The sequence below is a fragment of the Sorangium sp. So ce117 genome (genome assembly GCF_051524395.1).
Taxonomy (GTDB): Bacteria; Myxococcota_A; Polyangia; order Polyangiales; family Polyangiaceae; genus Sorangium; species Sorangium cellulosum_B.
Genome location: NZ_CP150309.1, coordinates 4,712,331 through 4,731,614, shown reverse-complemented (window position 1 = coordinate 4,731,614; position 19,284 = coordinate 4,712,331). Strand labels below are relative to the sequence as shown.

At 69.6% G+C, this 19,284-nt stretch carries 9 protein-coding genes; 1 reads left to right on the top strand and 8 read right to left on the bottom strand.

Annotation, left to right across the window (positions count from 1 at the left end):
- The 5 genes from WMF46_RS17625 to tnpA form a co-directional block, all read right to left on the bottom strand.
- A complete protein-coding gene (locus WMF46_RS17625) occupies positions 1-3,168 on the bottom strand; it encodes an SNF2-related protein (RefSeq protein ID WP_437986663.1) in 3,168 nt (1,055 codons plus the stop codon).
- Entirely contained in the window at positions 3,165-3,539 is a 375-nt protein-coding gene (locus WMF46_RS17620; protein ID WP_437986662.1) for a hypothetical protein, read from the bottom strand. The genes WMF46_RS17625 and WMF46_RS17620 overlap by 4 nt, the downstream gene beginning before the upstream one ends.
- Positions 3,540-4,521: 982 nt before the next feature.
- Positions 4,522-6,186 carry an IS66 family transposase gene (tnpC, locus tag WMF46_RS17615; RefSeq protein ID WP_437986661.1) on the bottom strand — a complete coding sequence of 555 codons (1,665 nt, stop codon included), beginning with the start codon at positions 6,184-6,186 and terminating at the stop codon, positions 4,522-4,524.
- Positions 6,183-6,605 (bottom strand): IS66 family insertion sequence element accessory protein TnpB, encoded by a 423-nt coding sequence (gene tnpB / locus WMF46_RS17610; protein ID WP_437986660.1) that lies wholly within the window; start codon positions 6,603-6,605, stop codon positions 6,183-6,185. The genes tnpC and tnpB overlap by 4 nt, the downstream gene beginning before the upstream one ends.
- Positions 6,599-6,937 (bottom strand): IS66 family insertion sequence element accessory protein TnpA, encoded by a 339-nt coding sequence (gene tnpA, locus WMF46_RS17605; RefSeq protein WP_437986659.1) that lies wholly within the window; start codon positions 6,935-6,937, stop codon positions 6,599-6,601. The genes tnpB and tnpA overlap by 7 nt, the downstream gene beginning before the upstream one ends.
- Before the next feature lie 112 nt (positions 6,938-7,049).
- Here tnpA and WMF46_RS17600 point away from each other — a divergent pair, with 112 nt between their 5' ends.
- Complete coding sequence (locus tag WMF46_RS17600) at positions 7,050-9,458, top strand: hypothetical protein (RefSeq protein ID WP_437986658.1); 2,409 nt, start codon at positions 7,050-7,052, stop codon at positions 9,456-9,458.
- A gap of 45 nt (positions 9,459-9,503) precedes the next feature.
- On the opposite strand, the gene WMF46_RS17595 is transcribed toward WMF46_RS17600, so the two are convergent.
- From WMF46_RS17595 to WMF46_RS17585, 3 genes are all read right to left on the bottom strand, one after another.
- A complete protein-coding gene (locus WMF46_RS17595; RefSeq protein ID WP_437986657.1) occupies positions 9,504-12,680 on the bottom strand; it encodes a helicase-related protein in 3,177 nt (1,058 codons plus the stop codon).
- 1,866 nt (positions 12,681-14,546) lie between these two features.
- Positions 14,547-15,860 carry a DUF6361 family protein gene (locus WMF46_RS17590; protein WP_437986656.1) on the bottom strand — a complete coding sequence of 438 codons (1,314 nt, stop codon included), beginning with the start codon at positions 15,858-15,860 and terminating at the stop codon, positions 14,547-14,549.
- A gap of 296 nt (positions 15,861-16,156) precedes the next feature.
- Positions 16,157-19,249 (bottom strand): DUF3427 domain-containing protein, encoded by a 3,093-nt coding sequence (locus tag WMF46_RS17585; protein WP_437986655.1) that lies wholly within the window; start codon positions 19,247-19,249, stop codon positions 16,157-16,159.
- Between the last annotated feature and the right edge of the window lie 35 nt (positions 19,250-19,284).

Below are 19,284 nucleotides of genomic sequence, written 5' to 3'. Positions count from 1 at the left end.
TCATTCCCCTGAAAAGACGGCCACGAGCCGCACGTAGGGCGCGCCCGCGGCTTGCAGGCGCTCGATCCAATCCCGATGGTTCCTGCGCACCCGCTCGACGGAGCGCTCTTCATCGCGCAGCTTGCGCTCGAGCAGCACCGGCACGCGCTCCTGTCTGGCCTCGTAGCGTGCCCGCCGCTCGGCCAGCGCCTCGAGCGAGCGAGTGTGCCAGTCGGTCAAGCGCCGCTCCTCGGCCCGCAGCTTCTTCAGGAGGCCCTTCATGGCATCCTTGCGCTGCTCGGCCACCACCTCGCGCGCGCGGCGGATCACCGGCTCGACCAGCGCCTGGAGCGCGGCGATGCGCGCCGACGGCTTGCCCGGGTTCACCAGATCGCCCGCGAGCCCCACGCGCGCGGCGAGCTCCGCGAACGGAATGGGCGCCGCACCGAGGTTCGCCCCGCGGCTCTCGAGCGCGAACCAGCCCGCGTACACCGGCTGCGACTCGGTGTTGTAGAGCAGCGCGCTCAGCAGGAAAAAGGCCGACCCCTTGGGCACGGCGGGGGCGCGCAGCACGGGCGCCTCGAGCCGCGCATACGAGGCAGCCAGCGCATCGAGCAGCCACTCGACGAGCGGGTGCTGCTCCCAGAGCAGGTGCCACTCGGGCCAGCTCCCGTCGCCCTCGAGCGCGCTGCGCAGGCGTCGTGCCACCTCGTCGCGGCTCTGCACGAGCTGGTAGGTGCCGCCGTCAGGCAAGGCCTCGGCCGGCAAGAACGGCTCCCGGTGCGAGCGAAACGGCTCCGGCGCGGCGATCTTGAGGGTGCGGTGAGCGTCGTTCGCCTCCCAGGCGAGAGGCGCCTCGCCCACGGCCGGGTGCTTCTCGAGGTGGCGCAGCGCCGCCACCAGGAAGCCGTAGTCGTCCGCGAAGAGGGTCGGATCGGCCGCGACGAGCTGCTCGATGGGCGGCGCCTTGGCCTCGGCCGCCTCGTGCGCCGCGAGCAGCGCCACGAGGTCGATCGCCGGCCGCTCGGGTTCGTCGGCGGCGACCCCGGAACGCGTAGAGCCGGCCCCTGCGACGGAGCCGGTCGGGGTGGCGGGTGCGGCGGCGACGGGCTCGGCCTCGATCCCGGCCTCTCTTCGCTCGATCTCGGTAACGAGGGCGAGCAGGTCGATGGGCCCGGCGCCAGGCTCTTCCGGCGCCGGCTCCTGGACGGCGGTCGTGGCGCCGCGGCCATCCGCCTCGTCGTCCTCCGCGTCGTCGACGACCGCGATCTGCGCCTCCGCGCGGCCCACGGCGAGCGGCGCGTCTGGCATGAGCTCGTTCACGTCACGGCCGGCGGCGACGCCCTCGGTCAGGTACCGCTCCTCCGCTTCGGGATCGTACAGACCGAGCTGCGCGCCCACGTCGCCGAGCTGCCGCGTCGCGGTCTGCTCCTTCTCGACCAGGCGCCTCATGACGTGCTGATCGGCCGTCCCCTTGCGCGTACGGGTCATCAGGTAGTGCAGGTGGGGTGTGTGCTTCTGCCCGAAGCGGTCGATCCGGCCATTGCGCTGCGTGAGGCGGATGAGCGACCACGGCATGTCGAAGTGGAAGAGCTGCGCGCAGTGGTAGTGCAGGTTCACGCCCTCGCTCGCCGCGTCGGAGGCGAGCAGCAGCCGCAGGGGGCTGCTTTCCCGTCCGAACGACTCCTGCAGGTTGCGCAGCTCGGTCTCGGTGCGCTGCGACGACGCGTCGTAGCGACCCACCACCTGTTCGGGCTCGGCGATGCCGAACATACGCGGCAACGCGCTCTGGAGGCGCTTGAGGGTGGTGATGCGCTCGGAGAAGATGACGACGCGCGGCGAGTCGGGCTTGCCGGTGAAGCCGACGGCGCGCAGCTCGGCGACCAGTCGCCCGAGCTTGGAGAACGCGGCCTCGGCGGCGGCAGCGGCGACCTTGTCGCGCACGGTGCGAAGCACCTGCAGGTCCGCCCGCAGGACAGCCGCATGCGGGTGCGGCCCCGCCGCGCCTCCCGCGAGCGCGCTCTCGGTGTTCTTGATGCGCTCGTCGAGGGTCTCGAGGGCGGCGTCGGGGCTCGAAAGAAACGCCTTCACGAGTGCCCAGCGCAGCAGGTGATCGACGCCGTGGCGCTTGCGCCCCAGGTTGTGGAGGGTGAGCGCGTGCAGCGCGGCGAGCGCGGCCTCTTCGGCGGAGCTGGCGTCGGCCTGGTGCAGGTGGATCGCGCGGTCCTGGAGCGAGGTGCCGGCCTGACCCTCGACGTCTTTCTTGAAGCGGCGCACGTAGAGGTGACGGACGTCGGCCTCGACGAACTGCCGATCGTCGGCCACCGCCGTCGGGTCGAGCATGCGCATGAGGTTGGCGAAGCTCTCGGGCTTGCCGTTGTGGGGCGTCGCGCTGGTGAGCACCAGGGAGTCGCACCGCGTGGCGAGCAGGCGCGCGAGCTGCTCGCGCTGGCTGCCGCGGTTCGAGACGTTGTGGCACTCGTCGACGACGATCACGTCCCACGGGATCTCCTCGAGCCAGGCGCGGTAGCGAGCATTGTTCTTGAGCGTGTCGACCGAGAGGATGCACCGGTCGAAGTGCGAGAAGGGGTTGCGGTTCGAAGGGATCTTCTGCTGCACGCGGGCGAGCCCATCCGAGTCGAGGCGGACGAGCGGAATCGTGAAGCGCGCCCACAGCTCGCGCTGGAGCTGCGCGAGCATGCTCTTGATGGCGACGACGAGGATGCGCCGGGCGCGGCCGCGCTTGATGAGCTCGGAGAGGAGCAAGCCCACCTCGACCGTCTTGCCGAGGCCGGTGCCGTCGGCGATGAGCAGCCGCGGGCGCAGGGAGGAGAGGGCCTTCTGTGCGGGAAAAAGCTGATAGGCCATCACGTCGAGCGCACCCCGGTGGCCCACGTGCACGCGGGCGTCGGTGGGCGGCGTGCGGCGCAGCAGCGTCTCCAGGAACAGCCGTGTGCGGCGGTAGCCGGGCGAGTCGTCGGTGACGAGCTGGGTCTGCTCGGGATTCAGGACATCGATGGTGTCGAGCTCACTGAGGAAGACAGCCTTGTGGTGCCGGACGAGATCGCTCAGGCCCTGGACGTGGATGGCGACCCCGCCCTGGGGGATCGCCAGGCTCCGCTCGACCATCCACTCTTCGCCACGCACCTTGACCCGCGAGCCCGGCGGGTACTCTCCGACCACCGTCATCCTGAAATCTCCAGATCCGCGCGTCCGATGCGGCGCGCGACCGCGTTGAACACTGCAACATCGTCATCCAGGCCCAGGAGCCCCTCCTGATCGGGGAGCACGTCGTCCTTGGTGACAAAGTACCGCGCCGCCCCCACCACCAGCGGCCGCGCTTCTGCGGCGAGGCTTCCGAGCTGCTCCAGCAGGTCGTCGAGGCGGAGGGCGAGCTCTTCAGCGAGGTCGATGGGCAACAGCTCGTTCCGCCGCGACGCGTGGACGAGCTCGCCGAGGTGTCGCCGCACCGCGTCCCGCAACGTCGCGAGCTCCTCGGGGCTCACGGTCCCGCAGAGCCGCTCAAAGACCTTCTTCTCGTGTGGGGAAAGCGGTCGCATCGGTTGTGGACCCTCCGCGCTTCGTGGCGGCGTCAGCCGCCGCGGCGATAGAGAGGACCCAGGCTACAGCGGGGGCGCGGGCTGAGGGAAGGCTCCAGGTCCAGCAGGGGCGTACGCTCTGCACCTACAGGCGTTCATCGCAGCTCCGCGTCCGGACGGCACGGCCCACAGGAACAGCCGCGACATCTTCCCTGACGTAGAGGGGTCAGCGAGTCAGAGCTCGTTTGCGGTGCGTGCCGCCGCGACGACAAGGGCGGTCATTGGGTCCGCGTGGAGCACCAGGCAGCCCGCGCCTACAGCTTCGCGCCGCAGGTCTGCTCGACGAGGCGAGCAAGTAGCCAGCCTCGGCGGCTCGATCTTGACCAACCAGCCCGCGGAAGGAGCGCGAGGGCTTGACAGGGGCGGGGCGACTGCTTCAAGCTCGGACCTGCGCCAGGGGTCGACTTGCAGGAGGAGCCATCCCTCCCCCCCTAGACGGTGCCGGTGGTGCCCTTCTCCGAAGGGCGGAGAGCGACGGAAGCCCTTGGCATAGTTGCCGCCCGGATCGCCGCGGGAGGTTGCTGTTTGCGTCGCACCGTCACCGGCACGACGCAGCGGGGGTTTGCGCCGCCTCGCGTTGGCGGTCTGCGGCGAATGGTGATTCGTCATGCACAAGACGGATATTGCTGTGCTCCTGCGCGCCTCGAAAGAGGACGTGCTCAGGGTCGCGGTGCTCATTTTTCAACAGCAGAAATTGGACCAGGACGATCACGAGTTTCTCTACCAGCACCTCCAGAAGTTGACGCAGGGAATGTTGATGGAGTGGCTTACACGTAAGCGCCCGGCCATCGCCATGGGCACGGCCCCTTGCGGCTCTCGCCGCGGCCGACGATGCTGGGCGCGGGGCGGCGTCGGCCCACGACTTGGCGCGGGCACAGGCGGTCCTGAAAGAAGACCCGGCAAGGCGGCATCCGCCTGCGTCGCCGGCCGAAGCTCGCGTTGTTCAGGTCGCGTCGAGTCCGCCGGCGCTCGGAGCAGCACGCGGCGATCTCGCCCATGCGTCGGGCAGCAACTCGTCCAGCCGGTCGCGCGGCCAACCCGCCTGCAGCTTGCCGATGACGTCTGTCGCCCAGGCGAGCGGGTTGACTCCGTGCATCCGACACGAGCCGAAGATCGTATAGCCAACGGCCAGGCGCTGAGCGCCCTTGTCGGAGCCCGCGAATAGATAGTTTTTTCTTCCGAGGGCTACACGTCTTAGCTGCCGCTCGACCTCGCCGTTATCTATCTCGAAGCGTCCATCCGTGAAGCAGCGCCGCCACGCAGCCTCCTGGTTGATGGCGTACTGGGTAGCGATGTAGAGCGGCGTGCCTGGCACGAGCCGCAGGTGCAGCTCGTCAATCCACTGATACAGCTCGTCCACAACGGGGAGCGACCGCTCCTGCCGGTACGCCAGGCGGGCCTCCGTGGACCGCGCCTCGTCTTTGCAGCTCGCCTCGATTCGGTAGATGGCCTTGAAGTACGAGAGCGCCACTGCCGCTCGCGCATCGCCGCCCTTGGCCGCCTTTTCGAACTTGGCGCGGATGTGCATCCCGCAGCCGAGCCGACGCTCCTCGGGCACGATCATCTCGCCGTCGTCGCCTCCGCGGAGCATCGCGCCATAGCCCGCATACCCATCGCCCTGCAAGTAGCCGGTGAAGCCCTGCAGCAGCGCCGCTGGATGCTTCGCCTTCCAGTCCGGTGCGTACAGGAACGCCACGAAACCCGCCCCGACGAAGGCCCAGATGTGGCCTCGCTTCACCCCCGTCGGATGATCTCGATCCAGCACCCGCATCCCCGTGTCGTCGGCGCGCAGATAGAACGAGTCGAGCACCCGCTCCGCGATCTTTTCAGCCACCGGAGCGAGCACGTCGAGCGCGAACGCCGACCAGTCGCCCAGGGTCGACGGGGACAGCGATACGCCAAAGCGCGCGTATTGCTGCGACTGCCGATACAGCGGCATCGAGTCCTCGAACTTCTCGACAAGGATGCTGGCGAGAAGCCCCGGTCCCGGACGGCCTCGGTCCATCACCTTCTCGCTATCGGCCGTCGTGACGCCCTGCTCCGGGCAGCGCGGGCAGGCGAGCTTCTCCCGCTTCTCCTCGATGATCTTGAACTGCGCCGGCACGAACTCCAGCACTTCGCTCGTACGATGGCCAATGCACTTCTTGTCCGCGCCGCACTGCGGGCACGTCCGCTCCGCCTCAGGGACGGGCACCACGCGCGTCTCACGAGGCAGGTGCGCGGGGAGCGGCGCGCGCCCACCCCGTCCTCGCGGCGGCTTCGGCGGCTCGGGGGGTTGCGGCACCAGCCCCTGCTCCGGCTGCGGCGGAGCGTCCGCGCCGAACTCCGAGCCCGCCGCCCCCGGCGGCGCTTCCGCCCCGAGTTCGGCGAACATCAGCATCAGCTGCTCGGTCGAGACCTGCTGGCTCTTGCGGCCGTACAGCTCGCGCAGCGCGCTCGCGAGCCTCGCCGAGAGCGCGGTGTTCTTGTCGCGCAGCTGGACCAGCAGCCCGAGCACCAGCTCGATGAGCTCCGGAAGCTGCCCGGCGGCCGCCAGCTGCTCGAGCTTGCTCCGCACGTCCGCCAGATCGGCGGGCAGTTGTGCCTGGGACTGAAGAGGACTGGTCACGTGGCGCGCGAGATAGCTATCGCGCGCGAATCCATCAAGCTTTGCTTCGACGCAGCAATTTTTCTCACGCCGGGTCTCCAGCGCTTGCGCCGCACGGCCTCGGACAGGTCGAACCCTTCGAGCATCAGCGAGAGCTCGGCCGCCTCGACCTCGACGTGGGTGGCCCCCTTGGGCAGGTCGCAGGCGAGATGGAATCGACCGCGTGCCAATTTCTTCGCCACGATCATGTAGCCGGTGCGGTCCCAGAACAAGACGCGCATCTGGTCACCTCGCCGATTCCTGAACACGAACAGATGCCCACAGAGCGGGTCGGCTCCGAAGCGCTGAGAGACCAAGGCCGACAGCCCATCAAAGCTCTTGCGCAGGTCCGTGGGCTCGGCTGCGATGTACACGCGCACCGACGGCGGCAGCGTCAGCACGGCGTCTCCTCGGCCGCGAGCGCCAGGACCCGCTCGAGCGTGGCCAGGTCGAAGCCCGGCCGGACCCGCACCACCCGCCCGTTAGGCAGCGCGATCTCGATCGGCTCCGGCGCGATGGCCGATGCGTCCGTCACCACGTGGACCGGCAGAAAGCGCGGCGCTTCGGTCGACGACGACGGCGAGAGCTGCGAGGGTTGGTCAGCTCGCAGCTTCCAGCGCCACCAGTACAGCTGCTTCGGCTTGTACCCTTCGCGCCGCGCGAACTTCTCGGCGCTCAGCCCGCTGCGCTCCCATCGCTCCACCCGATCGGCCCACTCCACCCTCGTTGCCATCGCTTCCTCCTTCGTCGCGATGGGAACTGGTAACCGGCCCCGACGGGCTGGTCACGATGGCGTTGGTCGGGCGGTTACGCTTACACGGAACCCACCGCGATCCGCACCCATCGTGGAGGCGCTGTTCGCGCAGCTTCTCCAAGACTCCCAGCTTGAGTGGTTCGCGGCGCACTCGGACGGGTGGGCGGCCGGACTGGAGCCGGACACGCTCGATGATGTCGCGGACCGGCTGCGGGCGAGGGTGGATGCTGAGTCCTGGTGGCATACCGCCAGACACCTCCGAGGGATGAGCCCGTTTTTCCAAGGTGCGCTCGAGCTCCGGGAGGATTGCGACATCGCCGCCTGGTTGTTTCCGCACCGGCGCAACGACATGGCTTGCCGCGACGCGCTGCGCGCCGCCGCGATAAACGGAGACAGAGAGCTCACCTCGCCCGATGTGCTGAAGAAGATCGGGAGAGGCCCAGCCTCCCACGACAGCACCACTTGGGATAACGTTGGCGCGGAGACGCGCGCGTTGAACGAGGGCGACGGGCTTCTGCCGGTCGCGCCGGTGGACACCACCCCGCAGCACGTCGCGCGAAAAAACCGGGCGCGCGCGAGTGTCGTGGCATGGCTGGAATCGCGGCAGATGCTCGCGATCCTGAGCCCGGAGGACGCGCTGCCGCTCGAGGTGCCGTTTGAGGATGCGGGCAAGCTGAACCTGGCATGGCGCCCGGGACCGAGCGAAGGGCGCTACCTGCTGACCCTGGCACTGCACTGGCCTGGCGACGCAACGGCGCGGATCCGGGCGAGGGCGTGGTATGTGGCGCAGTTCTTGGCGGCCGCCCGTCGGGGCGTGCAGTGGAGCAATCTGGTGACAGAGCTCGTGGGGCCGGATCACCGGTCCGATTTCGAGGGAGCCTTCAAGGGCCATACGCAGGGCGATCGACGTCTGGCGGCGGAGTTGCTCGACGAGATCGCCTGGGCGTCGCTCGACGGGCCAGCGGTTGCGCCCTGGGTGGTGCAGTCGGTCCGCGCAGCGTTCCAGCGCGGCGAGCCCGATGCCTGGGAGCGCGCGTTCCGATACCTGGAGCGCTGCCTTTCCGATCCTGGCGTGCTGGATGTCGATCCGGCACAGGAGAGCAGGTTGGTGATAGCCTGCCGGAGCCTTACCGACGGCGAGTTCCGGTGGATGTGGGCCGGGGAAATGGTCGGCTGGGTCCTGCTGTGGGCGCCGCTGCCTGGGGACGCGGACGAGGCATTCGAAGAACGCCTCTTCAGCTACATGGAGAAGCTCCTGCCTCGCTTCAATGACGTGCAAATGCAGTTCGCGCGGCGCGTGTCGTTCCCGGTCACCCCCGCGCGCGCTGCTCGGCTGCTGGCCATGGTCCTCGAGAATCCGAAACTCCTGTGCGAGCTGCCGGCATCGAAGCTGAGCGAAGTGGCGGCTGCTGTTGACCCTCTGCCGCCGGATCGGCTGCCAGCGCCGGAGGTGCTCTTGCAGCCGTACCACCAGGCGTCTGCCGCGGATGCCGTGGCGGCATACCTGCGCCTCGGGGGAGCCGCCGCCGCCGCGCGTCTCCACAAGTGGGCGCGGGCGCCGCTCCGCCGAGAACGCGCAGAGGCCGGCGAGGACTTGTTGGGGTACGGGCTGCCGGAGGCTTCGATCCTGGTGGCGCTCCAGCGGGCGCAGCTCGCGCCTGATCTTCTGCTCACCGAGGATCTGAAGCAGGAGCTCGCTGCTCGCAGCCGGGATCTACCGGTCCTGCCGGCAGCGAGGGTGCATGCGCAGGCGCCCTGGCTTTTGGACGAGACGACGCTCGTTGCGATCGCAGAAGCGCGCGCGGAGGAGCCCGGCGAGCGCTGGTACCGCTGGCCCGACGAGGTGGATCTGCCTGGCAGCGTGGCGTCGGCGGTGCGCCGGCGGGCGCATGTCGTCGGCGACGGGCGAGAGTTCCTGGCGCTCGCCCGCTGGCTCGCCGGGCACGGCGACCCGCCAGCCGATCTGGTGAGCCTGGCCCTGGACAGGATCGCGCAGCGCCCGATGGCGCATAACGCGATAGACGAGCTGATGAGGTGGCTAGCAACGATGCTGTCGACCCGGACCTTGTGGGAGCAGCAAGGACCCCGTGTGATGGAGGTCCTGGTGCAGCAGAAGGCGTGGGCGGCCATCTACAAGTTGATGCGAGACAGCGCGCGTCAACCGGACTCGGCGACGGGCGAGGCCGCATCGCGACCCAAGCTCCTCGCCGCGATGCACGAGGCGTTGGCAGTGGTGCTGCTGCGCCGGCTGAAGGCTGCGATCCAGGTCAGCGATGCGGAGGCAGCATCCGCGGCTCTTCAGGCGCTCGTCGCGCTGCACCCGCCCTCGCGTCTGTCCCGCAGGCTCTACGAGCTGAAGGGGTTGCCTCTGCCCTCGCCAGAGGTCAGCGAGTTGCTCGCTCTGAACCTACGGCTGCTCCGTAAACGGACAACCCAGGAGGCTTCGCTCTCGGACATCGACACCGCATTGTCGTTCCTCGCGGACACCAGCGCGGCTTGAGTAGCCAGCGGGGACGGAGCGCTCCGCCCCCGCGGGTATGGCGCTTCATCCCGCGTCGCGCTGCTCCGGCGGCAACGGGCAAAGATCGATGGCAACCTCCCGCAGCCAAATTCGGAGCTTCGCGCCGTCCTCCTCCCCTACCCTATCCAGCCGGCGCGCGAGGGCTCGGACCAGCGCCTCTTGATCCGGCTGGCCCAGGGCATAGCGATACAGCGCCAGATCGGCCTCCAGCGCAGCGAGCCTCCCCGCCTGCTCCGAGAAGCTCGGCATGACCGCCGAGCGCAAGATCTCCGCGCCTTCAACCTGCCACCAGGGCACCAGACCGCCGGCCGACTCCTCGGCGCCAAGCCGCGCTGCCAGGCTGCGCCACGGGCTGCGGTCGTGCGGCAGATCCACGATGCGTCCGGCCAGCGCCCGTCGCACGGCCAGACCCCCATGACGATCCACCCGCCCCTCGCGCTGCTCCAGGTCCACCGGGTTGCTGGGCAGGTCCCAGTGGACGACGTGCCGACAGTAGCGGTGGAAGTCGAGGCCCTCCTGGCCGATGGACGTGGTGACGAGCGCCATCGGCCGGAACGGTGAGTTGAAGGCGTCGCGCACCCGGTCGCCGCGCACGGCCTGCTGCTCCTCGATCGCTCCAGCGCCGAGACCGAACGGCAGCACGGCATGGCAGCGGAGCCGCATCGCCCTGCCGCGCAACAGCGTGTGTACCTGTAGCCGCGCGCCGTGGTGCACGCCCAGCACCTCGCCGAGCTTCTTCAGCGCGTCGGCCTCACCCTCGTGGTGCACCTCGGCCGCATCGACGCCCTGGAGCGTGATCAGGTACTCGTCCAGGACCGCCTCGAGGTTGCCGCCCCAGACGGCCGCGCGCACGGCGTCGCCATGCGACCGCCGTGCGCCGCCCTGCCTCAGCACGAGGTGCCACTCGGGTCCGTCGAGGTACGTGCGGAGGGGCCCCAGGCTGATGCGACACACCGCCTCAATGCGCTCCCCCTCGTCCTTCGCGCCCCCGAATACCCTCCGCACTGCGCGGAACAGCGCGACGCCCGGCCCCGTGAGCGCCAGATCAGCGAGGTCATCCAGATCGCCCGGGGAAGGCGATCCGACCGGCGCTGCCGCGTCGAGCGCCTGCCGCAAGGACCTCGATGCGCGCCCGTGCTCCTTGCCTTCCGTAGCGACCCAGGCCGCTGCTCCCTTGCGCAGCGCGCTCCACCCGGCGGGGCTCCGCCGCTCCAACGCAAGCGCCCACCCGAGCGGATCCCGCCGGGTGCGTGAGCGGTCCTCCCCGAGCAGCTCGACCAGCCTGACGCGCACCTGCTCTCGCGCGGCAACGCGGTCGAGCGTGCCGCTCGAAATGCCGGCCATGGCCAGCGGATCGCCGATCGCGGCGAGCGCCGGGAGCGGCAGAAACATCAGGAGCAGCCTACGGTTGTGCCCGGACGAGGTGCCGAACGTGAAGGCCTCGGCGGGAAGCGGGCGTAGGTGACGCTTCCCGCGGGAGCGCCGGCCGGCCCTAACCGAGCGGGTCCGGAAGTAACCGTAGCGCTTGCGCCCCACCGCCCCGCCAAACGCGCGCCGCTCCGCCTCGTAGCTGAGCAGGGTCGCGAGCGCGCGAGGGATGGCGCGGAAGCGCGAGAATACCAGGGCCTTGGTCGCGCTCGGGAAGTCGGCGAACGGCCCGGCGAGCGGCCACCACGGTCGGGACGGCGGCAGCCAGGGGAGCTTGAGCAAGTCCGCGGGCAGCCGCTGGAGCAGGCCGCGGAGCCTGGGATGGGCCCAGGCCTCATGGGTGTAATCGCCGAGGCGAGCGGGAACGAGGCGGGCCGTCTTCGCGAGACCGCTGGCGCGGCTCGAGTCGGCATGCTTGCTGGCGACGTAGTCGTTTCCCATCATCTGGAGCGGGTACGGGATCGACGACCAGAACGCCTCGACGGCGTGGCGATCGTCATCGCGAACGCTCTCCAGGAAGTGCCTGAAGACGACCAGGTCCTGCGCCGTGACCGGCGCCTCGGCCGTGCTGCGCGTCCTGCTGCGTCGGTCCTGCGAGAGCGGTGCGAGAAGATCGCGCTCGGTGCGCGCCATCACGCGGCGGAGCCGCTGCTCGATGCGTTGCTTGGCCTCGAGGGCCCGCGCCGATCCGGGGGCATCGCGGATCAAGGCATCTCGGTAGGCGCCGAAATCGCGTTTCAGCTCGGCGAGGTGCTGGCCAGCAGTGTCAGCGAAGAGGAAGCGGAGAAGCTGAAAGAGCTCGTCGTGGTGCTGCCCGCCCTCGCGGAAGCGCGCGAACAGGCGGTAGGGGGTCGCCGAGAGCAGGAGAACCGCCGGGCGCCGGTCCGGCGTGTGGCCGCTGGCTGCCTCCGGCGCGAGCATGGCGCGCAGGACGTGGTGCGCTTCCTCCTCGTGGTCCCGCTCGTTCTCGTGGTCGTCCTCGCCCTCCTCGTCGTCCTCGACGAGCACCTCAAAGAAGCGCTGGAACTCGTCGAAGATCACCAGGTCTGGCGCCACGACGTCGATGACCGCGAGGGTCATGGCCCGCCGCAGCCGCCCCAGCGTGCGGGTGAGACACGCCTCGTCCCCGTCGCGGAGACGCTCCCTGATCGCGTCCGCCAGGGTCGAGGTCCATGCGTGCTCCTTCAGCCCGAGCTCGCGGCGCAAACGTCGCTTGAACGGCTCCAGGTACGCCTCGGCGTCGTCAGGCCAGGGATTGCCGTACCACAGGCTTTCCCAGCGCTGCCCGCCAACCGCTCCCTGCAGAGCGCCACGAAGCCACTCGGACTCGCGCAGCCCGCAGATCTTCTGGAGCGCTCGGCCGATCAGCACACGTTCTTCCGCGCGACCGCGGCCCGTGGTCTTGATCGAGGTGTCCGGCGTGAGCGAGTAAAGGTGGAAGGGGGCCGGCCGCGGGCGCGGCTGGCTCGGGACGAGGCCGAGGCGATCCACCTGAACCTTGGCTGATTCCCGGTCCTGCTCCTGCAGTACCTCGAGCAAACGTGCGGTATTCTGGTGTGCGATGCCCAGGCTGGAGCAGACATAGAAAATGCGCGGAGGCCGCTCGGGTCGGCGCATGAACTCCTCGATGACCCCGCGCGCGACCAGCGTCTTGCCGAGGCCAACCTCATCGGCCACGAGGAAGCGTCGCGATCCCGCTGGATCCCTGAGCGCCTGAAAGGCCGCGGCGACCGTCGCCTTCTGGAATCGCTTGCACGCGGCGCCATGCTTCACGTGTAGGCCTCCTCGATCGCGCGCCAGAGCGCCTGCAGCTCAGCGAGCCGAGGCTCCGCAGCGTCGGCGGCGGAGAGATACGCCGAGAGCGCGCGGCCGATCTCCGCGACCTTGGTCCGAGGATCGGGTGCCCTGGCCAGCGCCCTCAGCAGGACCTCGACGCCTAAGCCCGCCGCCCGATCGCCGCCGGCATGCTCCTGGCGCGCCGATCGCGCCGATGCGCCACGCTCGTCGTCGCCCAGGTCGTCAGGCAGGTCGTCATCGAGGAGCCCGCGCAGGTATTCGAGGAACTGCTCGGGCGGCAGGGCGCTCCGGAGAAGGGCACGATCGCGAGCGTCCGGATCCAGGGCTGCCTCGATCCGCACATGTTGCAGCCACGCGCGCTCCTGGACATCGTCGGCGCTGCCGGTGCGGAGCACAAAATGGAGCAGGGCGCTTCGCTGCGCGAGCTCACAGCCAGCAAGCGCCATCGAGCTCGCGCCCGGAGTCCAGGCCCAGAGGTCCGCCAGGCGCGCCAGGCGGCCCACACGGAGCTCGACGTTGCGCGCGTCCTCCGGAAGAGGCGGGGTATCCGCGGAGAGTTCGGCACCTTCGGCAGGGGCGCCCTCGCGCAGCACGAAGGAGCGCGCAGCGATCCGATGGTGCCACCGATCGAGCGTGTCATCGTCCTGCTCCGAGCCGTGACCACGCTCTGGCAGGTGATACTCGGCTGCGACTTGCTCCGACCAGGCCCAGAGCGCGTCGGCGAGGTCCGTGCGGCCCTCGAGCAGCAACCAGGCCTCGACGTTGGCGCCGAGCCAGCCGCGGCGCGTGAGGTTGGCGCTGCCGATCAGGACCGAGGCTGCACGGGGCTTCCAAACCGCGATCGCCTTGGCGTGCAGCCCGCGCGCGTCCTCGATCAACTCGGGGTCCTCCGTCGAGGTGCCGTCCGCATCGAGCGCGTCCGGCGCCGCACGCCGCGACGGCTCCTCGGATGCCGACGGCAGCGAGCGCAGTTCCAAGCGCTCCAGGTTCGTCCGGATCGAGGTCTGCGCGACGCAGTTGAGATCCGCGGTGCCGGCCACAAGCCGTCGGTCCTCGGCGTTCTCGGAGAGCTTCGCCGCTGCTTCCACCCCCTTGGCGTCCAGGAACGGCGAGATCCAGAGCACGCCCCGCGCGCGCTCCAACAGCTCGGGCAGGATGGTCCCGTCCCAGGCACTGACGCCCTCCTCGCCGTGGAATCCGAATCGCATGGCGCGCACCTTGTCCGGGTACTCCCATTCGATCTGATCCACGTCCGCGAAACGATCGGCGACGGGCGATAGATCCGCGAGGCGGCACGCGAACCGGACGAAGTCGCCGACGCCGGGCAGGTTGGCTTCGCGCCGCCCCCGCACAGATCCCTGCAACGCGACGCCGAGATCCCACGACAGATCGCGGGTGAGGTTGCGTGAGCCCACGACGAGCACATAGCGGATCTCGTCCTCCTGCTGCGCCGCGCCAGGGTGTCGCGCGCGGATCTGTCGGATCAACCAGACCTTCGGGTGAAAGGCGCCCTCGTCGAGCGGACGGCGCACCATGCGCACGAAGCGGTCCAGCATCGGCAAGAGAGCTTCCTTCGTTCGCTCCGGCGCGTGAACGCATCCCTGCTGGGCCACGACGAAGACCCGCTCCGCGAGGCGCTGCATGGCGCGCAGGGCTGCGGTGAGCCCGAAATCTGTGTTGTCCCGCGCGGTCCCGTCGAGGCTGACCAGCGCCGCGGCGCACGTGACGAGGTCGAGCGAGTAGGTGGTGCCGAGCGCGGCATCGGTGACAAAGCCGGGGGGTGGGCGGAGCCAGTCGAGGAGCGCGAGGCCCCCCATGGAGCGGACGCGCTGCTGCTCCTGATCAGACATCGGGCAAGCCCTCCTGGATGTCGCGGAGCATCCTGGAGACCATGGGCCAGCGGTAATTGATGTCCGCCACCCGGACCGTGCCCTTCCCGAAGCCCTCGCGACGCCCGCGGCCGTCACGCCGGGGGAGCCTCGCTCGCGTGCGCTTGCGGTCCCACTCCAGGCTGGTGAACAGCTCCAAGGTGGTGCTGTCGAGGAGCCGCGCCTGGACCTCCGAAGCGCGCCGGATGGAGCTCACGCGCGCCTGCACGTGGGCCAGGAGTTCCGGCAGCCGCCCCGGCAGGTGGATATCGGCCTTGAGCCCCTGGAGGGGCAGATCACGCGCGCGGCGTACCGTATCACCGTCGTCCTCCTCCCAGTAGCTCCGCAGGTATTCCCGGTAGTGGGCATGGTCCTCGGGGAGAGGCAGGCGGCTCGCGGCCCGGAGATCCTGCTCCCGCAGCATCTCGACGAGCGCCGCATAGATCGCCCGCACAAGCTCGGCCAGTGCCGAGGCACCGTCCGCCCGCTGGAGCGCCGCTGCAGCCGACGCGGGACGGAGGTCGGGGCCGCTGTGATCCCGATCAAACACCTCAGCTGCTCGACGCATGAAGGGGTCTCCCCAGAGGGTCCTGGCAGTCGGCCGGACTCGCTTGCCAAGCAGGGCCGCAGCCACGCCGAGGAGGCAGGGAGGGCGGCGCTGGGCGAGGCGCTCCCGGAGGAACTCCGCCTCGTGGGACTCGAGCTGGAAGGAGACGTCGGCGTCCTCCTGCATCCACCATTCAGGCAAGGAAGGCACATCGAACAGGCCAAGCGGCTGCTGATCCACGCGGTCCTCGCGCGTGTGCACGTCCTTGCGCAGCATGACCCGCGCCCGGTCCCAGCGCGCGAGAAGCTGTGCTCGCGGAACGCCATCGTAGAGGCGATACTCGCGCAGCGCCGACCAGTAGGCGAAATCAGGCGGCTGGGCGGGAGGCTCGGGGTAGACCCTTCCCCCGATGATGCCGTCGTCGTTCTCCTGGGCATGAGCGCGCAGACACCCGGTCAACCACAACTCCGCCTTCTCCTTGAGCTCGCGCACACGCTCGGCCCGAGCCCGCGGGTGGGCTGCGAGCCCGAGGTAGATCCATGGGACGAAGAGCAGGTAGCGCGCCCGGGTGTGCAACACGGAGGTGCCCGGAAAGAAGAGATCGGCGTAACCCGTATGGATCGCGCCGACACCCATCTCGTCAAGCACGCTCTTGTCGTGTAGCTCCAGCTCGGCGCGCAGCTTGCGCAGCGCCGCGGGGGAGATGTCGATCCAGCCAGCGATGCTCTGCGGTGATGCCATGCCGCCCTGACAGCAGAGTAGAGCGCACAGACGCGCGCAGCGTCAAGAGACACGACTCACCCTTCTGTACTTCGCCTGCGATGTTATCACCTGGCGCGCAGGTGGTTTACCGCAACAGGCACTTACCTCATCCCGAATGACATTGCCGATGGCGGCCCGGAACGACCTGCTTGTGGTTCAGACTCCGGCGGCAGTTCGAGCTCCGAGCAATGCCGAGACGGGAGCCGGCGGGTGGGTCACTTTGCAACGCGCACCGCAGGCAAGCACTTTGTCCGCAGAAGCGGACGAGGTTCCCTTCACGCCACCGCGGCGGCGAACGACGCGAACAGGTCGCCCGGCAGCGCATGCTTCAGCCGCCACGTGATCGCCATAGGCAACTCCGACTCGTGCCGCACATAACTCGCCGGCCCCAGAAACCAGAACGCCCGCTCGTCGCTGCGCAGCCGCGCGAACAGCATCACCGCCGTGCCGAGGTCCTCGTGCCGCTGGTAGCGCTGCCCCGTCTCGCTCTCGGCGCGGGTGGTCGACTGGCTCTCCCAGTGGATCAGCTGCCGGTTGATGGCATGGTCGCGGTAGCGCGTCGTCGGCGAGAACTGCCCGTTCGTCTTGTCGAGCGTGAACGCGAGCAGGTCGGCGCGGGCGTCCTTCGCCCAGTACACGCCTGTCTGCCAGGGCGCGACCTTCGCGCTGCCCCCGACTCCGAACGCCGCCAGGATCTCGATGCGCGAGTAGCGCGCGTGCACCTGGAGCGGCACGTCCGGATGGGTCGCGAGCTCCCGGTGAACGTGGTCCACGCGGGCAGCGAGCAGGTCCATCACCTCGACGAGCTCCGCGCGCACCTGGGGGTGTGCCCAGACGAGAGCGCACGCTTGCGCAAGGGTGGTCGCCTTGTCGATGGCGCGATCGGCCACGGTCGCGACGAGCATGCGCAGAAGGCGGCGCTCCCGCAAGCTCATCGCCCCCGGATCGGGACACGCGTCAGACGCGAGCAGCCGGCGGTACACCTCGATCCGAACGAAGTCGTCGACGTGGAGCAGCCGCCCGCACGCGCGCCGCAGCACCTCTTCGTGCGGGCCCACGCCGAGCGACGGGAGCCCAGCGTCACCACGGAGGTCTGACCACGAGCGCTGCCCGGCATAGACGTCCTCGATCTCGATCCCGGTCTCTTCGAGGAACCGCGCAAGGCTCACGTCGCCGCTGCGGGCGAGCCGCCGCAGCTCGTCGACCTTGGCCGTCCACCCCGACGGCACCGCTTGCCGGATGTTGTCGAGCACGAGCTCCGATGCCTTCTGGTCGAGCTCCATGTGGCAGCCCGCGGGCAGAAACGGGAACCCGCGTTCGATCTGCTGAACGAGCTCCTTCCGGCTCCCGCCGAGCAAGGCAGCGAAGCGGCGATCGAAGCGGAACTCGCGCCGATGGTGCCCGACGAAGTCGAGCACCGTGCACACCGTCTTGCCGACGCTGCGCCGCAGGCCACGTCCGAGTTGCTGCAAGAAGAGCGTGGGGCTGTCGGTCGGGCGCAGGAGGATCAGCGTGTCGACCGCAGGGACGTCGATGCCCTCGTTGAACAGATCCACGGAGAAGACAGCGTTGACCCGCCGCGCGCCGAGATCCGCGAGGGCCGCGCGCCGCTCATCATCGGGGCTGTCCCCCCACACCGCGGTCGCCGCGACACCGGCCTCGCGAAAGACGCGCGCCATGAACCGCGCGTGCTCGATGCTGACGCAGAATCCGAGCGCCCGCATCGTTCGCGTGTCATCGACATGCGCGGCGAGCTGGGCCACCACCTGCCGGGCCCAGATGTCGTTGGCGGTGAGCAGCTTGGAGAGGCCATCGACGTCATAGCCGCGCCCGCGACGCCAGGGCACATCGCGCAGGTCCAGCCCGTCGTGGATGCCGTAGTAGACGAACGGAACGAGCCGGTGCTGATCGATCGCGTCCCAGAGCCGCAGCTCTGCGGCGATCCGGTCATCGAACCAGCCGAGGAGCGGGAGCCCATCGCTCCTCTCGGGCGTGGCCGTGAGCCCGAGGAGCTCGACGGGACGCACGCGCTCCAGCAACGCGAGGTACGACGGCGCGGCTGCGTGGTGAAATTCATCGATGATCACCACGTCGAAATGGGACGGATCCAGATCATCGAGCCCTGCTGCCGAGAGGCTCTGGATCGACGCAAAGACATGCTCGAAGCGCCGCGGGTGACGGCCGCCGACCCACAGCTCGCCAAAGGCATGATCGCGCAGGCCGTGACGAAAGGTCGCGAGGCTCTGCTCCAGGATCTCCCCGCGATGCGCGACGAAGAGCAGGCGTGCGCGGGGGAGCGCCTCCCGAAGTCGGGCGTAGTCGATGGCGGCCATGACGGTCTTGCCGGTGCCGGTCGCCGATACCAGCAGGTTGCGGTGATGCCCGCGCTCGCGGGAGAGCGCGATCTGCTCGAGCAGACGCTCCTGGAACGGCTCGGCGCGGAGCTCGATCGGGCTGAGCATCACCAATGGCGCCGCGTTCGTCGCCAGATCGACGCGCTCAAGGAACTCCGCGCGGTCGTACGGCACGAAGTCGCCGCTGTTCCAGTAGCTCTCGAAGACGGCGGCGACCTTGGCGATGACATCCGGGTTGCGCGCGCCGGACACGCGAACGTTCCACTCGAGCCCGCTCGTTTGCGCGGTGTGCGTCAGGTTGGAGGAACCGATATAGGCGGTAGAGAAGCCCGACGCGCGATGAAACAGCCAGGCCTTCGCGTGCAGGCGGGTCGTCCCCGTGTCGTACGACACACACACGTCAGCGCCGATCTTGCGGAGCGCATCGAGCGCCAGCGCTTCGGTCGATCCCGTGTACGTGGTCGTCAGCACACGCAGCGCGCGGCCCGCCTGACAGTGCACGCGGAGCGCCTCGAGCAGCGGGGCGATGCCGCTCCGGCGGACGAACGCCATGACGACGTCGATGCGGTCCGCCGAGCGAACCTCGGTCAGGAGCTGGTGGCCCACCCTCGGCTCGCCAGGCGCGTTGGTGAGCAGCGCCGTGTCGAGGAGCGGGATGAGCGGCTCGGGGATCGTCTCCGGCCTGCCGTCCGGCTGGCGCCCGACGATGGCGTGGAGCACCGTCGCCGGCTCGACCGGCGCCTCGGGCTGGAGCTCCGCGCCGGCGATCACCTGATCGATCTGCTCGACGAGCCTCCGCGCCAGACCCACGCCGACGGCCACACGCTCTGCATCGGGCACGCCGGAGATGGCGCGCTGCACGAGGCGACCCAGGTGCAGTGCGATACGGTCGGCGGCCTCAGCGGCCCGGAGCCCCGCGGTGCGGACCTCCAGGCTGGCGTCGAGCTCGCGCAGGCGGGACGCCAGCGCCTCGGTGATAAGATCCTGGTAGAGACCGCGCCGGCTCGCCGTCATGGCCAGCAAGTCTACGGCAGGCGAGCGCACATCCA